Below are 18653 nucleotides of genomic sequence, written 5' to 3' on the forward strand. Positions count from 1 at the left end.
GCTGTTCAGGAATGATCTTTTCCGAAAACTGGTTCCCACATTTCTGGATCATGCTCTATTGTGACGCGCCACCGTTCGGGGGAGAAAAGCATGGCTGAAAAACCTGTCGATTCGCTCAGCGAAAGCGAGGCTGAGGCCGAACTCCAGCGGCTGGCCGAGGAGATCGCCGGGCACGACCGGCGCTACCATACCGAGGACGCGCCCACGATCACGGACGCGGACTATGATGCGCTGCGGCGGCGCAACCTTGCCATAGAGGAGCGCTTTCCCGGCCTGGTGCGCGAGGATTCGCCGTCGCGCCGGGTCGGTGCGCCGCCGGCGGAGGGTTTTGCCAAGGTCCGCCACGCCGTGCCGATGCTCAGCCTCGCCAAGGCCTATACCGACGAGGATGTCACCGATTTCATCGAGCGCGGCCGGCGCTTCTTCGACCGCGACAAGGATCTCGACATCGCCTTCACCGCCGAGCCGAAGATCGACGGGCTGTCGGCGTCGCTGCGCTATGAGAAGGGCGTGTTCGTGCAAGGTGCGACGCGCGGCGACGGCACTGTGGGCGAGGACATCACCGCTAATCTCAGAACCATCGCTGACATCCCCGCCAAGCTGAAAGGCTCGGGCTGGCCTGATGTCATCGAGATACGTGGCGAGGTCTACATGACCTATGCGGAGTTCGAGGCGCTGAAGCAGCGATCGGCGGCGGCCGGGGGCCAGGATTACGTCAATCCGCGCAACACGGCAGCTGGCTCGCTGCGGCAGAAGGATGCCTCCGTCACCGCCAGCCGCAACCTCAAATTCTTCGCCTATGCCTGGGGCTTCACGACAGCGGATCCGGCACCAACGCAGTACGAATCGGTACAAAAATTCGCCGATTGGGGCTTCAAGATCAGCCCGCTCATGGTGCGGGCGAAGTCGGTCGAGGAACTGGTCGCGCATTACCATCTGATCGAGGAGCAGCGCTCGTCGCTTGGCTATGACATAGACGGCGTCGTCTACAAGGTGGACCAGCTGGAGCTGCAGCGCCGATGGGGGTTCGTCACCGGCGAGCCGCGCTGGGCGGTTGCGCATAAATTCCCGGCCGAACAGGCAATGACGACCGTGCAGAAGATCGACATCCAGGTCGGCCGCACCGGCACGCTGGCGCCGGTCGCGCGGCTTGCGCCCGTCACCGTCGGCGGCGTGGTGGTCGAGAATGTCACGCTGCACAATGAGGATTACATCAAGGGTTTCGACAGCAACGGCCTGCCGATCCGCGACGGCATTGATGTGCGCATCGGCGACACGGTGGTGATCCAGCGGGCAGGCGATGTCATTCCGCAGATCGTCAGCGTCGTCGTCGACAAGCGTCCGGCCGATGCCGTGCCTTATGAATTCCCGCATACCTGTCCGGTTTGCGGTTCACCGGCAACGCGCGAGATCAACGAGAAGACCGGCAAGGAAGATTCCCGCCGGCGCTGCACCGGCGAGTTGATCTGCGCAGCACAAGCCGTGGAAAGATTGCGCCATTTCGTCTCGCGCGGGGCGCTCGATATCGAGGGCCTGGGCGCCGAAAACATCGACACGTTCTTCAATGCCGGGCTGATCAAGACGGCCGCCGATATTTTCACGCTCAGGGATCGCCGTCCCGCCGTCACCAAGGCGCTTGCCAAGCGGCGCGAGGAGCAGGCCAGACAGCGCGAGGCGGCATCCGGCAAGACGCGCAAGAATGTGCGCAGTGTCGAGGACCGCAACTATGAGGGCCTCGACAAGCTGTTTGCTGCCATCGATTCGCGCCGCGAGCCGGAACTCGACCGGTTCATTTTCGCGCTCGGCATCCGCCATATCGGCGAGACGACGGCGGCCGTGCTTGCCAAGACCTTTTCCACCATCGAGGAGCTGATCCGCGTCGGTAAGGAGACAGCGGCGGCGGAGGATCCGCACACCGTCTTCCCATCGGTCAATGGCATCGGCGACACGGTGATCGATGCGCTGCGCGATTTCTTCGGCAATGAGCGCAATGACGACGTGCTCGAGAAGCTGCTCGGAGAGGTCAAGCCGAAGCCTTATATCGTCACCGTCTCGGCCGACAGCGAAGTCGCCGGCAAGACGATCGTCTTCACTGGTTCATTGGAGAAGATGACACGTTCCGAAGCCAAGGCGATGGCCGAGCGTCTCGGCGCCAAGGTCGCCGGCTCGGTTTCGGCCAAGACCGACCTGCTGGTGGCGGGACCAGGTGCCGGCTCCAAGCTCAAGCTTGCCAGTGAACTCGGTGTCGAAGTCATCGACGAGGACACCTGGCTGCAACGGGTCGGCAAGACGTGACGGCGTTCAAAGGGTTCGGCCAAAAGGCCATACCATTCCTGAAGGCACTGGATTTCCACCAGAGCCGGGAGTGGTTTTTGGAGAACCGCGACCTGTTCGAACAGGAATTGCGCGATCCTCTGGGTGATCTCGTCGACACGCTGACGCAGCGCTTTGCAGAGGCGGGGCTCGGTCTGCGCGGTGACCGCAAGAAGTCACTGTTCCGCATCAATCGTGACGTGCGGTTCGCCAAGGACAAACGGCCCTACAACCGGCATGTCTCGGCGATCCTGTCGCCTGATGGCAGCAAGGCCGTGCAGGGCGTGTTCTACCTTCATATCGGGCTTGAGGGATGCTTTGCCGGCGTCGCCTGGTGGGAGCCGGAGGCAGCGCTGCTGCTGGCGATGCGGCGCGCCATCGAGACGTGGCCCGACAGGTTTCGCGCCATGGTGAAGGCGTTGAAGAAGAACGGCCTCGAGCTTGATGCCGAAGACGCCATGAAACGCACGCCGCGGGGCTTCGAGCACGTCACGGACAAAGACCTCGTTGCCGCCATCCGCAGCCGGCATTTTGCCGTTCGGCATGCGATCGATCCGGCTGGCATCCATGGGCCGGAACTGGTCGAAGAACTCGTCGATTTCACCTTGCGCGCCAAGCCGCTGCTCGACTGGGGCAGGGCGATCGAGGGCAAAATCGGGAAGGACTAAGTTCCATCTTGAGTGCGGCAACGATCATTTCCGCTGATCGTTTGGCTCAAGCGAATTCGTGTGACACGGCAAGGTATGCCCCCTACATACCGCCACTCCCTTGTTGTTGTGCATGTCGTTATCCCGGGCGACATGCATCAGGAGTGGTCGATGGCGACGGACGTGATCTCAGAGAGCGGCGGCAAAAGCGACTTCTGGCAAGGCGTGCGGCTCTCCATGCCTGTCGTGGTGGCGTCGGCGCCGTTCGCGGTGCTGTTCGGGGCGCTTGCCGTCGACAATGGTTTCTCGGTCCTCGAAGCCTTCCTGATGAGCGCGCTGGTCTATGGCGGCGCCAGCCAGATGGTCGGCATCCAGCTGTTCGGCCAGCATGTGGCACCGTGGCTGATCGTGCTGTCGATCTTCGCCGTCAATTTCCGCCATGTGCTCTACTCAGCCGGCATCGGCCGGCGCATCGCGCATTGGCCTGTGATCAGCCAAGCACTCGGCTATTTCATCCTCACCGATCCGCAGTTCGCCGTGGCCGAAGCCCGGGCGCAATCTGGCCAGACGGTCGGCTTCGCCTGGTATCTGGGGCTTGGCCTGCCGGTCTATGTGTTCTGGGTGATCGAAAGCGCGCTTGGGGCGGTGTTCGGCAAGCTGATCCCCGATACGCATGCGCTGGGCATCGATTTCCTGCTGCCGATTTATTTTCTTGGCCTGGTGATGGGCTTCCGCAAGCGGCCGCTGTGGCTGCCGGTGGTGGTCGCCAGTGCCTGCGCCTCGATTATCGCCTACAAGACGGTCGGCTCGCCCTGGCATGTCTCGATCGGCGCCATTGCCGGCGTGCTGCTCGCCGTCATCCTGCCACCGCACCATAGCGGCGTGGGAGAGCGGTCATGAGCACGACATTCTGGATCATCATCGCCGGCGCGATCGCTACCTATCTCACGCGTATCGGCGGGCATCTGGTCATCTCCCGCTTCGAAAACATCCATCCGCGCGTCGAGGCCGGCCTCAACGCCGTGCCGGCGGCGGTGCTGACGACGCTGGTGGCGCCGGAACTGCTGAACGCCGGACCGGCGGAATGGGCGGCATTGGCCGTGACTGCCGTGGTTTCGCTGCGCGGCGGGCTGATGGCGATGTTTTTGGCCGGGGCGGCGGTGCTGATCGTGGCGCGGCAGTTCGTCGGGTAGGGCATGTCGATATTCAGGTGATGACGGCCTGCAAACGGCGGCTTCCTGCGCTTCCCCGTTCCACTGCGTCGCAGTGGAACTGAGCTCATATGTGGACGGCCCCCTGCTTGCAAGGATTTGGCTGAGATAGTTTGATCGGGTCGCTTGCGCTCATATGTCCGGCCTTTTGCGCGCGGATTTGTGAGCGCTGGCCTAGATGGGCTTCACGGATAGCGAGTTCCAAACACGTACGCGACATTGGCTGCCGGTGAGCACCTCGGAATGCCTCGCTTGTCCCGGTTCGACCGGTCACACCATCTTCTCCTCTGCTTGCAAGTTCCGGCCCCGACGTCGAACGTGAGCTCGACGCCGAACTCTGATCTCTTACGGCTGCGCTGAGGTCGGATAGATGGCGCTGATGGGGCGATAATGCTCGCCGCTGACCATCAACCTCCAGGCGATCCGTGCGAGCTTGTTGGCCAGCGCCACCGCTGCCAGCTTGGGGGCTTTGCGCGCGATCAGCTTCGCCAGCCATGGCCAAACCCGTTTGCTGCCGCGCCGCATATGTTGGATGAGAGCGGTGGCGCCCACCACCAGCACGCTTCGCAGCATCTCGTCGCCAGCGCGGGTTATCACCCCAAGCCTGTTTCTGCCTGCCGTCGAATGGTTCTTCGGCGTCAGTCCTAGCCAGGCGGCAAAGTCGCGCCCCGACTTGAAGCCATGTGCGTCCGTAACCTTGATGGCCAGCAGCGTCGCTCCGACGGGACCGACCGCTGGTATGGCGGCCAGCCGCTGGCTCACTTCGTTCTGCCTATGAAGTGCAAGCAGCTTTTCATCGAGCGCGGCGACCTCGCCGCTGATATGCGCATAATCGCGCGCCAGGGTCTCGAACATGTCCCTGGCCGTGTCCGGGATCGTCGCGTCAGCGCGAATGTCGGCCAATAGATCGCCGAGCCGGGAAAGCCCCTTGGGCGCGACAAGGCCGAACTCCGCCGCAAAGCCGCGGATCGAATTGGCGAGCTGCGTGCGCCGGCCGATGAACTGCGCTCGCAGTTTCGCCAGCATTTGCGATCCCTGCTGAGCGGCGCTTTTGATGACAACGAACCGCATCTCTGGCCGGCTCATCGCCTCACAGATCGCCCCGGCGTCCGCCGCATCCGACTTGGAGCGCTTCACATAGGGCTTCACGTACTGCGGCGGCAGCAATACCACTTCATGGCCCAGTGCGCGCAATTCCCGCGCCCAGTAGTGCGCCGCGCCACAGGCCTCCATGCCAACCTTCAGCGGCGAGAGCTCGGCAAAGAAGGCAAGCACCTGATTACGACGCAACTTCTTGCGCAACACCGGCTGTTCAGCTTCATTCACGCCATGCAACTGGAAAACGCTCTTTGACGTATCCATGCCAATACGAATAAGTTTATCCACGGACGGTCTCCCTTGATTGAGATTTGCAACGACCTCAATCTGGCACATCGCGATGCCGTCGGGGGCCGTCCACCCCAACACGTACCCAAAAGTACGCTCCGCTCCGGCTCTCGGAATCCACCGTCTTCGGCTCGTCCTGACCTGAATCTCGACACGCCTTGGCGCCTCAGAAAATCTAAATCTTCGCGTCGTGCGGCAGCGGCGCGGTTGCCTTTTCCAGCCAGGCTAGCGTTTCGCCATCGAGCATCGGTCCGATCTCGGCCAGCACCCAGGCATGGTAGGTGTCGAGCCAATGCAGCTCCTCGCGCGTCAGCAGGTCTGACCGCACCAGCCGCTTGTCTATCGGCGCCAACGTCAGCGTCTCGAAGCCGTGCATGGCGATGTTGCCGCCCTCGATTTGTTCGGCCGGCGTCACCAGGATGAGGTTCTCGATGCGGATGCCATAGGCGCCTTCCTTGTAATAGCCGGGCTCGTTGGACAGCATCATGCCCTCGAGCAGCTTTTCGGTGCCGGTGCGGGCAATGCGTTGCGGGCCTTCATGCACGGCGAGATACGAGCCGACACCGTGGCCGGTGCCATGGGCGAAGTCGCAGCCATGCTTCCACAGCGCCATGCGGGCGACCGCGTCGATCTCCGAGCCGCGCGTGCCGGCGGGGAAGCGCAGCGTGGAAATGCCGATCATGCCTTTCAGCACCAGCGTGAAACGTTCGCGCATTTCTTCGGTCGGCTGGCCGATCGGCACGGTGCGGGTGATGTCGGTGGTGCCATCCTGGTATTGTGCGCCGGAATCGAGCAGGAACAGCTCGCCGGCCTGCAGCTTGCGGCTGGTGGCGCGCGACACGCGGTAATGCATGATGGCGCCGTTCGGGCCAGCGCCGGAAATGGTGTCGAAGGAGACGTCGCGCAGCGGCATCTGGGTTTCCTCGCCGGTCTGCCGGCGCGTCTCCTCCAGCCTGGTGACGACCGCGATCTCGTCGAGCGCGCCAGGTTTTTGCCGCTCCAGCCAGCACAAAAGCTTCGCCACCGCCGCCCCGTCGCGGCGATGCGCGGCGCGCGAGCCGTTGATCTCGGCCTGGTTCTTGGTGGCGCGCGGGATGCGGGCAGGATCGGGCGCGGCAATCACGGTGCCGCCATTGTCCTCAACCAGCATGCGCAGCCGGTCGGCGGCCAGCACCGGGTCGAGCGCGATCTTGGCGCCGCCCTTGGCAAGTGCTGCGATCGCCGCTTCGAATTCGCGGGGTTCATGCAAATCGGCGAGCTGCGTGAGATAGGCCGCGACCTGGCGCGAGAATTTGCGCTTGTCCATGAACAGCTGATGCGACCCGTCGGCGGCGAGGATGGCGAAGCCGAGCGCCAGCGGCGTGTGTGGCACGTCGCCGCCACGGATGTTGAAGGCCCAGGCGATGGAGGAGGGGTCGGTCAGCACCGCATGGGTGGCGCCGTCCTTGCCGATCACTGTTGCCAGCCGCGCCAGCTTGTCCTTGGCGAGCTCGCCGGCAAAGCCGATCGGGTGCAGCTCGACCGGGGTCACCGGTGCCGCGGGCTGATCCTTCCAGATGATGTCGATCGGGTTTTTCTCGAGCGGCACCAGAACGGCGCCGGTCTTGTCGGCCGCGGCCTGCAGCGCCTTGACCTCGCTGATCGTGTGCAGCCAGGGATCGAAGCCCAGCCGCGCGCCCTTGCCGATATTGTCCTTGAGCCAGACGGCGGGCGGGTTGTCGACCAGGCTTTCGACCGAAAAAATGTCGAGATCGACCTCACTGCGCACCTGCAGCGTGTAGCGCCCGTCGACAAAGATGAAGGCGCGGTCGCGCAGAACGACGGCGACTCCGGCCGAGCCGCTGAAGCCGGTCAGCCATTTCAGCCGTGCCGAACGATCGGCGACATATTCGCCCTGATGCTCGTCCGCGCGCGGAACGACAAAGCCGTCGAGACCATTCGCGGCCAGCCATTGGCGCAGCAGCGCCACGCGCGGCTTGCCAACTGAAGGGTCGCCGGCGGAATCGAAGGTCTGGAACATGATGGGCCTCCTGATGTCAGCGTGACCGTAGCCTATGGGTCCGGAAATCGGAATCGATTTCCGGTTGGCGCAACCTGCTACAGCGTCGCCTGGCTGACAACCAAATGGGGCTGGTCCAGCGATTTGCGCAAAGGGCGCGCTTCGGCCTTCTCCCGACGGCAACTGGTGCCGGCTTCCCGACGACGACTGTTGCCGGCGCGCAATTGTGATCAGAAAAAGTCAGCAAATACTGTCTTTTGAGAGTGCGCTCATTTGCGCGGCAAGCTATTTGTATCGCGTTTTCTTCGGTTTGACCGGATGGGCGGGGGCCTCCGATCGAAGTCGTCGTCGGAGGGCATTGATGAACATGGCAAATCCTTGGTCACATTTGGCCAGTAGACGTCAGGCCCAGCGTGACGTGCACCCCCGATAAAATGGTCCGGACGGTCGAGCGTGGTATCGCCCGCATGCCGTTCGCAACAGTCTTCAATCAACATCGTAGCAATACCAGCATGTCCTTGGGCGGGCGCGGAATTATGGGGCGAGACATGAACTCTTCAGCGATGTCCGGCGGGATCGCCTTCCTGTCGCGCGCGCGAGGCAGGCTCGGCACGGGCCACGGTGCGCGGCGGCGGAGCCTGCTGGTGAGCACGGCCCTGGCTGGGCTGGCGTTGATGGCGACGCCGGTGGCAGCGCAACAGTGGACGGGCCAGACGAGTTCGGACTACGCAGTCGGGAGTAACTGGAGCGGTGGCACAACGCCGAACTCCAATACCGCGGACATTGTGTTCGGTGCGGGTGCCGGCACGACAAGTGTCGATCTGACGACGCCGAACTCTACCACCCAGTTCTTCGCCCGATCCGTCACCTTCGACGATGCCGGCAGCGCCTACACAGTGTCGCTGTCGAACAAGGCATATCTCAATATCTCCGGCGGGGTGAACAACACGTCCGGCGTGACCCAGAATTTCGCGGTGACCGGCGTTTCGGGAACCGGTGAAGCGTCCTATCTCATCTTCAGTGGCAGCAACGCCGGCAGCAATGTCACCTATACGGTGAATGCGTATGGCATCGTGCAGTTCAATTCGGGCGGCTCGACTTCGGGTGCGGACGCGAAGTTTGTCCTCAACAGCGGCGTCGTCGCACTGTCGGGCTCCGGCACGCTGCAACTGGGCTCCGTCGAGGGCTCAGGTGCGCTTTCCTACTTTGGAAACCCTGGGGGCTCGAGCGGAACCTTCGAAATCGGCAGCCTGAACACCAGCACCACGCTCAACGCGCAGATCCAGGAGCAGACCGGAACGCTGTCGATCAACAAGGTCGGCACGGGCACGCTGACGCTGACGGGCGCCAGCAGCTACACGGGCGGCACCAACCTCTATGGCGGCACGCTCAGCTTCGGCAACAATGATGCGCTGGGAACCGGCCTGCTTTCCGCCTTCAGCGGAACCACCATCGATATCCAGGATGGCGTCACGATCAAGAACGACCTGACCATCGATCTCAGCCAGACGATCAACGTCGGATCGGGGGCAACCGGAACCTATGCCGGTCAGATTTCGGACTACAGCGATCCATCCATGATCGTCAAAACCGGCGCCGGTACGCTCGTGCTGACCAACAACGGCAACAGTTTTGGCTCCGGCGCCCGGATCGAGGAGGAACGATCCAGGTCACGGCCGACCATGCTTTGGGTTTGGGTGCGATCACGCTGGATGGCGGCACGCTGCAGGCGGGCGCGAACCTCTCCCTCGCCAATGGTTCGATCCTGTTCGGCGCTGCCGGCGGCACCATCGACACAAACGGGTTCGACGTCAGCACGACCGCCAGCATGGGAGACGACAGCACGCCGAGCGGGACGTTCACCAAGACAGGAGCCGGCACGCTGACGGTGGACGGTTTTGCCGGCAATAACACCTTTGCCACGGCCACCGATGTCGCCCAGGGCACGCTGAAGGCGGGCCTGAGCGCCAATATTTTCAGCGCAAACAGCGCCTATACGATCGAAAGCGGCGCAACGCTCGATCTCAACAATTTCGACCAGGCGATCGGCTCACTTGCCGGCGCCGGGGCGGTTAATACCGGGACTGGCAAGCTGACGACCGGAGGCAACAACGGCTCGACGGTGTTTTCGGGCGTCATCACCGGCAGCAACGGGCTGATCAAGGACGGGACGGGAATTTTCGAGCTGTCAGGTTCGAACGCGTTGTCGGGTGGGACCGAGGTGAAGGCCGGCACCTTGCTGGTTTCCGGCTCCCTGATCGGTTCGGCCATTACAGTCGACAGCAGCGCCACGCTCGGCGGCGGTGGCTCGGTTGGCCCGCTCGCTGTTTCCGGCACAGTGGCGCCCGGCAAGAATGGCATCGGCACGCTGGCGGTCTATGGCGACGCCAGCTTTGCATCCGGCTCGACCTATGCGGTGGAACTGAACTCCGCCGGCGATGCCGATCTGATCGTCGCCGTAGGCACGGCAAGCATAGCCCCAGGCGCCGGCTTGAGCGTGACCAATATTGGGCTGGACGACCTGGTGGCGGGCGCCCACTACGTCGTGCTTCAAGCCGTCAGCGTTAGCGGAACCTTCACCCTGGTGGGCGATCCGCAGGTCTCCGCCTTCGTCCGTCTGAGCACCCACTCCAACACAACGCAGGCCTATGTCGACGTCACCCAGACGAAGACCTTCGGCTCGGCCGGCGTGACGCCGAACCAGATCGCCACGGGTGGCGGGCTGGACAGCGCGGCCAGCAGTGCCTTGGTCAGCGCGGTACTTGCCTTGCCAAGCGACGCGGCGGCGCAGGCCGCTTTCGATCAGCTTTCCGGTGAAATCCATGCCTCGGCCAAGGGCATGCTCCTCCAGGACAGCCACTTGCTGCAGGATGCGGTGACAGCGCGCCTGCGCGCCGCCTTCGGCGACAGCGGCAAGACCGCCTCGCTGTCGGTCATGGCCTATGGCGAGGATGGCGTTCAGCCCGTTGCCGCCGACACGGACCGCTTCGCCATCTGGTCGCAGGGTTTTGGCTCCTGGGGCAGCACCGACAGTGACGGCAATGCGGCTGCCTTCGACCGGTCGACGGGCGGCCTGCTGATCGGCGCCGACGGCCTGGCCGGCAACTGGCGGTTCGGCGTGGTCGGCGGCTACAGCCGCACCAGCTTCGATGCCGATGGCAGGAACTCGTCGGGCGACAGCGACAATTATCATCTCGGCCTTTATGGCGGCACCAATTGGGGCGCCGTCGCCTTCCGCACCGGTGCTGCCTACAGCTGGCACCGGATCTCGACATCGCGGTCCGTCGCTTTCCAGGGCTTCAGCGACAGCCTGTCGGCCGACTATGACGCCGCGACCGCGCAGGCCTTCGGCGAACTGGCCTACAAGACCGATGCCGGACCATTTGCCTTCGAGCCCTTCGCCAATCTCGCTTATGTCAACCTGCACACAGATGGTTTTGCCGAGAGCGGGGGTGCTGCGGCGCTGACCAGCGGCAGCTCAACGTCAGATGCGACCTTCACCACGCTGGGCGTCAGGGCGTCGACCGATGTCATGCTTGGCGGCGTTGCGGCGACCGCGCGCGGCATGCTCGGCTGGCGCCACACTTTCGGTGATGTGACGCCACTGTCGACCGTTGCCTTTGCCGGCGGTGACGACTTCACCATTGCCGGCGTGCCGATCGCCAGAGATGCGATGCTGGTCGAAGCCGGCTTCGACCTGCAGCTGGCGCGCAACGCCACGCTTGGCCTGTCCTATGCTGGACAGTTCGGGCCGGATGCCTTCGACAATGGGTTCAAGGCCAATCTGGGTATCAGCTTCTGAGCGGTGACCGTTAAGACCGGCAACCGCCTTGCCGGACTCAGTGCTTGAGGTGGATCGTCACCCAGCCTTCGCGGTGCAGCGTGCGCACGTGGCGGAAATTCTGGCCGACATAGGCCGAGATGACGGCGTCGCGCTGGCGCTCGAGGATGCCTGACAGCACGATCGAGCCGCCAAGCGCGATATGCCCGGCCATTTGCGGCGCCAGCCGCATCAGCGGGCGCGCCAATATGTTGGCAACGATGAGATCGAAGGGGGCACGCTTGCCGAAGATCGGATGGTGAAAGCCCGGAGCGGTCACCGTTTCGATGAGCCCCTTGACGTGGTTGAGCCGCGCATTGGCGGCAGCCACCTTCACCGCCACCGGGTCGATGTCGGTGGCGAGCACCGGAATATGCGCCAGCTTGGCGACGGCGATCGCCAGCACGGCGCTGCCGGTGCCGAGGTCGAGCGCGTTGCGCGGGTGCTCGCGCCGCACCACTATCTCCAGCATTTCCAGGCAGCCGGCGGTGGTGCCGTGATGGCCGGTGCCGAAGGCGAGCCCGGCTTCGATCTCGATGGCGAGTTCGCCGCTGTGGCGCTTCCTGCGGTCATGCGCGCCATGGACGAAGAAACGGCCGGCGCGCACCGGCTTCAGCCCTTCCAGCGAGCGCGCCACCCAGTCGATGTCGGGCAGCGCCTCGCGCTCGACCGGCTTCGACAGAGCGAGGCCGGCGAGAATGTCCTTCATCCGCGCCTCGACCGCATCGACGTCGCCATCGGCGTAGAGCGAGACCTCGTGGATGTCCTGGTCCTCGTCGACCTCCAGTACGGCGATCGGCAGGCCTTCATCCTCGAAGGCCAGCTCAAGCGCCGCGAAGACGCGCTCGGCCTCGATCTTTCCGGTGGTGAAATGGAGCCGCGTCTGGGTCATGGAATCAGTATCAACCCTTGGCCGCGAGGCGCTTCAGCTTTTCGACTGCGGTGCTGGCGCTTTCGCCGTAGGCGATCGTCCCGGCAAAGTCGCCCTTGGCGTTGAGCAGCAGCACCGAGGCGGTGTGGTCCATCGTGTAGTCGCCATCGCCGGTGTCGACCTTCTTCCAGTAGATGCCGAACGACTTGGCCATGGCATGGACCTTGTCCGGGTCGCCGGTGATGCCGGTAATGCGGTCGGAGAAGTTGCTGACATAGGCGTTCATCACCGCCGGCGTATCACGCTCCGGGTCGACCGAGACGAAATAGGCATGCAAGGTCTTGCCGTCGTCGCCGAGCGTCTTCAGCCAGCCGGAGAGTTCGAACAGCGTGGTCGGGCAGACTTCGGGGCAGTGGGTGAAGCCGAAGAAGACGACGCTGGGCTGCCCCCGGAAGGCGGCCTCGGTGATCGGTGCGCCTTTCTGGTCGACCAGGGTGAAGGGGGCGCCGAATGGTTCGCCGCCATAGTGGCCGCGATACCAGTCGAAGGTCAGCCAGCCGATGCCGGCCGCCATCAGGACGAGAATGCCGACCAGGATAGAACGCATCATCAGAAAAGTCCGTCTGCATAAATCATCGCGCCGGCTCGATGCCGCGTCGGTGCGACAGTCTTAGCGGTTCGGCCCTGCGCAGGCAAAGTGCCGCGTTGCCGCAACCGCGGCGGTGTTGACGCGTGTGCTTGCAAAGCCGCACAACGCGTCCCACCTGAGACCGGCAACTCGAACCGCAGGAGGCTCCTTTGCTCGAACTGACTGGGCGCGAACGGATTGGACGAAAACTGATCGGCGGCGCCTTGGCCGCGTGCGTTGCGCTTGGCGCCGGCAGCGCCGTCGCCGAGGAAGTCGGCAAGGTCGGCGTCGACTGGGTCGGCAATGACATCATTGTCGAAGCGATCAAGGACCCGAAGGTGGATGGCGTGACCTGCCATGTCTCCTATTTCGACCGCAGCATCATTGACCGCCTGCACAAGGGCAACTGGTTCGAGGATCCCTCCGATTCGTCGATCTCCTGCCGTCAGACCGGCCCGATCACCATCGGCGACATCGACATGAGCGAAGGCGGCGAGGAGGTGTTCAAGCAAGGCATCAGCCTGATCTGGAAGAAGCAGGTGGTGAACCGCATCTACGACAAAACCAACGAGACGTTGATCTATCTCTCGCATTCGCGCCAGGTGCAGAACGGCTCGGCCAAGATGTCGGTCACCACCGTGCCGCTCTACGGCCAGAACGTGGTGTGGAGCAAGGGCAAGCCGAAATAGGCGGACGATTGATCCCCGATGGGGCGCCATTGAATTGCAGACAGAAGCTTGCTCTCTACACAAGATGCTTGAGGAGATTTGGTGATGTCCCCGCCGCCCTGGAGCCGATCTCGGCCAATTTCATGTGATTTCTGCGGCGCGAAATATGACGACGAGAGGAAATTCGTTGCCGGTCTTTCTAGATACACCTGCGAGAAATGCATTGCTCCTGCATTCAAGGGCGCCCTGCACCTATTTAGGAAAACAGACGTAAGCCCAACGACGTTCGGGTGCTCGGTGTGTGATTTCCAGAATGATGGGAAGAGGCGGTTTATGGCTGAAAAAATCTCATTTATATGCGACCAGTGCGTCAGCCTAGCAACTGAGTCGCTGGGCGCTATAAGTTGAGCTTCTGTAGTAGGCGCAGCTACGCGGCGGGACACCGGCTTGCGGGACCAATCGTCCGGGGGTAAAGCCGCCCCATGGACCGTTCCGAAAACCTTGTCCTGAAAGATCCCGAGCCGCGCATCCATCCGACCGCGGAGTTGAAGGCGTGCAAGCTCGGCCGCTACGCTTCGATCGGCGAGCGGGTGGTGCTGCGCGAGGTAAGCGTCGGCGACTTCTCCTATTTCGAGCGCCATTCGGAAGCCATCTACACAACCATCGGCAAATTCTGCTCGGTCGCCGCCAACAGCCGCATCAATGCGCTGGAGCATCCGATCGAAAGGCTGACCCAGCACAAGGTCAGCTATCGGCCGAACGAGTATTTCCGCTGGCTGGGTGTCGATGCCGCGTTCCGCGAGCGGCGGCGGTCGAAAGCCGTGAGCATCGGCCATGACGTCTGGGTCGGCCACGGCGCGGTGATCATGCCTGGCATCACCATCGGCAATGGCGCGGTCATCGGCGCCAATGCGGTGGTGACGCAGGACGTGCCGTCCTACATGATCGTCGCCGGCGTGCCGGCAAAGCCGCTGCGGCCACGCTTTGCTGCTGAAGTCGCGGCGCGGATCGAAGCGCTCGCCTGGTGGGATTGGCCGGTCGATAAACTCGCCAGGGCGGTTCCCGACATCCAGACTATGCCGATCGAGGCTTTCCTCGATCGTTGGGAAAACGACGCCGTTTAGAGCAATTCCAGGAAAAGTGTGCTGTCTTGGACCGGTCGGCGCTTTCGGGAACCCGTGCTCCGCCCTCACCAGACTGAAACCCCTTCCGCCATGCGGGGGTGGCGCAGCGGAAGGGGCTGGAGGTAAACCGCTGTGAAGCGGAAGGAACAGGCTCTCTTGCCTGCACGGTTACTGTGACACTGAACCGATAAGGTGTGTTTTCCGCCGCATGCGCGCTTTGCGTGTATCCAATTGCACCTGACGTATTTGTTGCTGGCGGGAACCCGAGACGGTCGCCGGTTGTTTCTTATTGCGACAGCCATTGAGGGATCGCGACAGATGGAAAAGCTTTTCACCAGGATCGCCAATAGGGTCGCCCACGTAGCCGGCCTGCCGCCGACATTTGCCGTCTGCTGTGTGATCGTCATTGTCTGGGCGGTGAGCGGGCCGTTCTTCGGTTTCTCGGACACCTGGCAATTGGTGATCAACACCGGCACGACCGTCATCACTTTCCTGATGGTGTTCCTGATCCAGAACACCCAGAACCGCGACGGTGCTGCAATCCAGGCCAAGCTCGATGAGCTGATCCGGGTCAGCGAAGGCCACAACCATTTCATCGGCATCGAGCACCTGACGGAATCCGAGGTCGAGGAAATCCGCGACAGGTGTGAGCGGGCGGCGAAGCGGCATGACGAGAAGACCGCCGCCATGGCCGTAAAGAAGGCCGTGACGCAAAAACGGGCTCCGAAAAAGCACGCGGCTTGAGGGCTTGCAGATCAGCCTTTGATGAAAGCGGCGAAAGCATCCTTGTGATCGGGGTGCCAGCGCGACAGAGCAGGGCGGTTTTCGATGATGTCGCCGATCGCCCAGGCCATGCGTTTCTCGTCCAGCGGCCGTGCAACATCATTGTCCGGGCACAGGATGTAGAAGTCGCCCCTGACCAGGGATTCCAGCATGAAATCAACGACCTGCTCGCCGGTCCAGGCGCCAGCCGGCTTTTCTGTCGCACCCTCGGTGAGGCCGGTATAGGTGAAGCCAGGGATCAGCAGATGCGCCGACAGGCGGGCGTCGGGTTCGTTGCGCAGCGCGTGCGCCAGGCCTTCGGTGAATGTCTTCACGCCGGCCTTGGAGACATTGTAGGCCAGGTTGCCGGGCGGCGTGGTGATGCCTTGCTTGGAACCGGTGTTGACGATCAGGCCCGGCTTGGCCGACGCCAGCATGCGCGGCGCGAAGGCCTCGACGCCATGCACGACGCCCCAGAAATTGATGTCGAGCAACCGTTTCCAGGCGTCACGGTTTTCCCAGGGTTTTCCGGGATTGTCGCCGATGCCGGCATTGTTCATCAGCAGCGAGACCTCGCCGAAAGCGCCGAATGCCCGGTCGGCGAGACGATCGACCTCATCCGCCTTCGACACGTCCGATGCAACGGCAAGCACGGCGTCGCCGCCGGCAATGGCCGAGACGGCGCGGGAGGCCTCGTCAAGGCGGGTGCCGCCAATATCGGCGAGCACGATCTTCATGCCCATCAGCGCAAGCCGCTTGGCGGCTGCCAGACCGATGCCGCTGGCGGCGCCGGTGATGACGGCGATGTTGCCCGGGCCAAGCGCGGGCAGGGCGGTCTGGATTTCGGCGTCGGTGATCATGAGCAACGGGTCCTTTTCTCGATGGCGCCGAACTTAGCGCTGGAACAGGCTTGCGCAAGCCTCCGTCAGCACGTGTTCGGGTTGACCAGGCCGATCGAGGCTGCGCATGTTGCCTGGGCAAAATGGAGATCTTCGATTGACAGACTGGGTTGCAATTCTGAAGGAGCAGACCGCCACCGGCGACCAGATGGGGCGCGAAGTGCCGCAGATGCTGGCCAACCCAGATATCAGCGAAGCCCAGGTCAAGACGCTGTTCGCCGCACTGGAAAAACAGGCCGAGTTCGTCGAGAAATTGCGCATGGCGCTGGAGAAGTTCGGCCATGACTTCTCGATCATCAAGGCAGCCGAACGGCTGGAGGAGCGCTACGCCGACCTAGCTGCTTCTGTGGCGGAAAAGCTGAAAGCGATGCGTAAATAGAGTTATTTCTCGAGGACGCGCGAAAACCGCGTATCCGGCACAAGCCACACCAGGGCCACGGCAACATAGAGCGCCACACCTATCCACCGGTTGAGGAAGGTCAGCGCAATGGCCACTATGTAGACAGTGAGCGAAATCCGTCCCTTACGGTCGCTGCCGATTGCCTTCGCGAAGGCAGTGTCTTGTCCATGCAGGCGATGCAGCGCGGCGGCCAGAAGCGTATAGGCGACGGCGCACAGCGCCAGATCGAAGCCGTAGACCGCAACCGGAACCGTGGCGAAATGGTTCTCGCCCATGAAGGCCGTCGTTACCGGTATCAAGGACAACCAGAACAACAGATGCAGGTTCGCCCACAGCACGCGGCCGTCGACGCGCTGCACGGCATGGAACATGTTGTGCAGATTGTTCCAGTAGATGCCGACATTGATGAACGACAGCACGTAACACAGGAAGATTGGCAATTGCGGCACCAGGGCCGAGAAATCCTCGCCCTCCGGCACTTTCAGCTCAAGCACCATGATGGTGATGATGATGGCCACCACGCCATCGGTGAATGCCTCGACCCTGCCTTTGCCCATGGATTCTCCCCCTTACCAATCCTGTCAAAGGTAAGAGAGGATTTCGCCCAGCGCCATGGGCGAAGTTCAAACTTGTCAGGAGTGAATTCAGGCGAGGAACGCATGCCTCGCAAAGCCGTTGGTGATGAGATTCCCCGACAACCAAGATGTCGAAATGACCGCTCACAGCATCGTCCTGACACGTAACAATGAATTTGGCGGCGCAGCGGCAAGGGCGGTCGTCGCTGCCATGATCGCCGTCTTGTTTGCCGGCAGCACGGCACTGACCCCGCTCTACATCATCTACAAGCAGGCGTTCGGTTTCTCACAGATCACGCTGACCCTGATCTATGCCGTGTATGTGATAGGCAATCTCGCGGCGCTTTTGATGTTTGGCGGCGTGTCGGATCTAGTCGGCCGTCGTCCGGCTGCCTTGGCGGCGATGGCTGTGGCCGTGGCCAGCACGTTGCTTTTTCTGTTCGCCGAAAATGTTGCGTGGCTCGACGCCGCGCGGATTCTGATGGGTCTGGCGATCGGTGTCGGTACCGGAACCGGCACGGCATGGCTGACCGAACTGATCGCGACCAGCGACAAGTCGCGTGCCGCCACGATCGCCACCAGCACCAATTTCCTGGGTCTCGGACTTGGCGCGCTGGGAGCGGGCCTGCTGGCCGAATATGCACCATGGCCGCTCAGGCTGACCTTCGTTGTCAATCTGGCTGTGCTTGTCCTGGTCAGCATATTGATCCTGCACACGCGCGAGACCGTTTCACGACCAGGGAAACTGGCTGATATTTCGATGCGGCCCAAGCTTTCCGTGCCTGGCAACGTCCGAGCCCGCTTCGTGGCACCCGCGGTGACCGGCTTCGGTGCCATGGCACTGGTCGGCTTTTACGCAGCACTTGCGCCGAGCATCCTGGCGCAGCAGCTCCAGGTGACCAACCATGCCGCAGCCGGCGCGCTGTTTTTCGAACTGACAATCGTGGCCGCCGTGACCATTCTGGCGACGACGCGGCTCTCGAGCCGTGTCACCATGTTTACGGCGTTGGTCTTGATCATCCCAACTGTCGGATTGGTTGTGGCGGCACAATTCTTCGGCTCGATGGCCATCATGATCCTCGCCACCGCTTGCTGCGGCGTGGCGTCGGCACTCGGCTATCGCGGCGGTTTGCAAGTGGTCAACCAGATTGCGCCTGCCGACAGGCGCGCCGAGGTGGTGTCGGCCTTTTTCATCTGCTGCTTTTGCGGCAACGCGCTGCCGGTCATCGGTATCGGCATTCTGTCGAATTGGACCACGGCGACGACGGCAAGCCTGGCCTTTGCCGGCATGATCACGATCTTTTCCCTGGTGGCGCTCGGGTTTGGCGCCAAGCATGCGCGATAGATAGA

The 18653-nt window shown here is 62.8% G+C and carries 17 protein-coding genes; 11 read left to right on the forward strand and 6 right to left on the reverse strand.

Annotated features, from left to right (window positions below; translation table 11 throughout):
• The first annotated feature begins 90 nt into the window (after positions 1-90).
• From ligA to DBIPINDM_RS31890, 4 genes are all read left to right on the forward strand, one after another.
• Positions 91-2295, forward strand: coding sequence for an NAD-dependent DNA ligase LigA (gene ligA / locus DBIPINDM_RS31875; protein WP_258582925.1), 2205 nt, complete (start codon positions 91-93; stop codon positions 2293-2295).
• On the forward strand, positions 2292-2981 hold the full coding sequence (locus DBIPINDM_RS31880) for a DUF2461 domain-containing protein (RefSeq protein WP_258582926.1): 690 nt from the start codon (positions 2292-2294) through the stop codon (positions 2979-2981). Before ligA ends, DBIPINDM_RS31880 begins: the two co-directional genes overlap by 4 nt.
• A gap of 150 nt (positions 2982-3131) precedes the next feature.
• Positions 3132-3860, forward strand: coding sequence for an AzlC family ABC transporter permease (locus DBIPINDM_RS31885; RefSeq protein WP_258582927.1), 729 nt, complete (start codon positions 3132-3134; stop codon positions 3858-3860).
• Positions 3857-4153, forward strand: a complete 297-nt coding sequence (locus DBIPINDM_RS31890) for an AzlD family protein (RefSeq protein WP_258582928.1) — start codon at positions 3857-3859, stop codon at positions 4151-4153. The genes DBIPINDM_RS31885 and DBIPINDM_RS31890 overlap by 4 nt, the downstream gene beginning before the upstream one ends.
• A gap of 363 nt (positions 4154-4516) precedes the next feature.
• Here DBIPINDM_RS31890 and DBIPINDM_RS31895 read toward each other — a convergent pair whose 3' ends face one another.
• Together DBIPINDM_RS31895 and DBIPINDM_RS31900 are read right to left on the reverse strand one after the other, a co-directional pair.
• Positions 4517-5557, reverse strand: a complete 1041-nt coding sequence (locus DBIPINDM_RS31895; RefSeq protein WP_258589396.1) for an IS110 family transposase — start codon at positions 5555-5557, stop codon at positions 4517-4519.
• Positions 5558-5732: 175 nt separating this feature from the next.
• Positions 5733-7577: an aminopeptidase P family protein gene (locus DBIPINDM_RS31900; protein WP_258582929.1), complete on the reverse strand. Its 1845-nt coding sequence runs from the start codon at positions 7575-7577 to the stop codon at positions 5733-5735.
• Positions 7578-8104: 527 nt separating this feature from the next.
• On the opposite strand from DBIPINDM_RS31900, the gene DBIPINDM_RS31905 reads away from it, so the two are divergent.
• Entirely contained in the window at positions 8105-9442 is a 1338-nt protein-coding gene (locus DBIPINDM_RS31905) for an autotransporter-associated beta strand repeat-containing protein (RefSeq protein ID WP_258582930.1), read from the forward strand.
• Positions 9385-11358, forward strand: coding sequence for an autotransporter outer membrane beta-barrel domain-containing protein (locus tag DBIPINDM_RS31910; protein WP_258589397.1), 1974 nt, complete (start codon positions 9385-9387; stop codon positions 11356-11358). The genes DBIPINDM_RS31905 and DBIPINDM_RS31910 overlap by 58 nt, the downstream gene beginning before the upstream one ends.
• Before the next feature lie 37 nt (positions 11359-11395).
• Here the strand turns inward: DBIPINDM_RS31910 and DBIPINDM_RS31915 are convergent, their stop codons facing one another.
• Both DBIPINDM_RS31915 and DBIPINDM_RS31920 read right to left on the reverse strand, forming a co-directional pair.
• A complete protein-coding gene (locus tag DBIPINDM_RS31915) occupies positions 11396-12268 on the reverse strand; it encodes a 50S ribosomal protein L11 methyltransferase (protein WP_258582931.1) in 873 nt (290 codons plus the stop codon).
• A 10-nt stretch (positions 12269-12278) separates the two neighbouring features.
• Positions 12279-12857, reverse strand: a complete 579-nt coding sequence (locus DBIPINDM_RS31920; protein WP_027044777.1) for an SCO family protein — start codon at positions 12855-12857, stop codon at positions 12279-12281.
• A 188-nt stretch (positions 12858-13045) separates the two neighbouring features.
• Here DBIPINDM_RS31920 and DBIPINDM_RS31925 point away from each other — a divergent pair, with 188 nt between their 5' ends.
• From DBIPINDM_RS31925 to DBIPINDM_RS31935, 3 genes are all read left to right on the forward strand, one after another.
• Positions 13046-13564, forward strand: a complete 519-nt coding sequence (locus DBIPINDM_RS31925) for a CreA family protein (protein WP_258582932.1) — start codon at positions 13046-13048, stop codon at positions 13562-13564.
• 461 nt (positions 13565-14025) lie between these two features.
• On the forward strand, positions 14026-14667 hold the full coding sequence (locus DBIPINDM_RS31930; protein WP_258582933.1) for a DapH/DapD/GlmU-related protein: 642 nt from the start codon (positions 14026-14028) through the stop codon (positions 14665-14667).
• 318 nt (positions 14668-14985) lie between these two features.
• On the forward strand, positions 14986-15411 hold the full coding sequence (locus tag DBIPINDM_RS31935) for a low affinity iron permease family protein (RefSeq protein WP_258582934.1): 426 nt from the start codon (positions 14986-14988) through the stop codon (positions 15409-15411).
• An 11-nt stretch (positions 15412-15422) separates the two neighbouring features.
• Here the strand turns inward: DBIPINDM_RS31935 and DBIPINDM_RS31940 are convergent, their stop codons facing one another.
• Positions 15423-16289, reverse strand: coding sequence for an SDR family NAD(P)-dependent oxidoreductase (locus DBIPINDM_RS31940; RefSeq protein WP_258582935.1), 867 nt, complete (start codon positions 16287-16289; stop codon positions 15423-15425).
• A 136-nt stretch (positions 16290-16425) separates the two neighbouring features.
• On the opposite strand from DBIPINDM_RS31940, the gene DBIPINDM_RS31945 reads away from it, so the two are divergent.
• Entirely contained in the window at positions 16426-16707 is a 282-nt protein-coding gene (locus DBIPINDM_RS31945; RefSeq protein ID WP_172227406.1) for a hypothetical protein, read from the forward strand.
• A 2-nt stretch (positions 16708-16709) separates the two neighbouring features.
• Here DBIPINDM_RS31945 and DBIPINDM_RS31950 read toward each other — a convergent pair whose 3' ends face one another.
• The gene (locus tag DBIPINDM_RS31950) at positions 16710-17285 is read right to left on the reverse strand and encodes a TMEM175 family protein (protein WP_258582936.1); all 576 of its coding nucleotides are present in this window, start codon (positions 17283-17285) and stop codon (positions 16710-16712) included.
• Positions 17286-17439: 154 nt separating this feature from the next.
• On the opposite strand from DBIPINDM_RS31950, the gene DBIPINDM_RS31955 reads away from it, so the two are divergent.
• Positions 17440-18648 (forward strand): MFS transporter, encoded by a 1209-nt coding sequence (locus DBIPINDM_RS31955; RefSeq protein ID WP_258582937.1) that lies wholly within the window; start codon positions 17440-17442, stop codon positions 18646-18648.
• Positions 18649-18653: the final 5 nt, after the last annotated feature.

Origin of the sequence: Mesorhizobium sp. AR02 (assembly GCF_024746835.1) — a bacterium.
GTDB lineage: Bacteria > Pseudomonadota > Alphaproteobacteria > Rhizobiales > Rhizobiaceae > Mesorhizobium.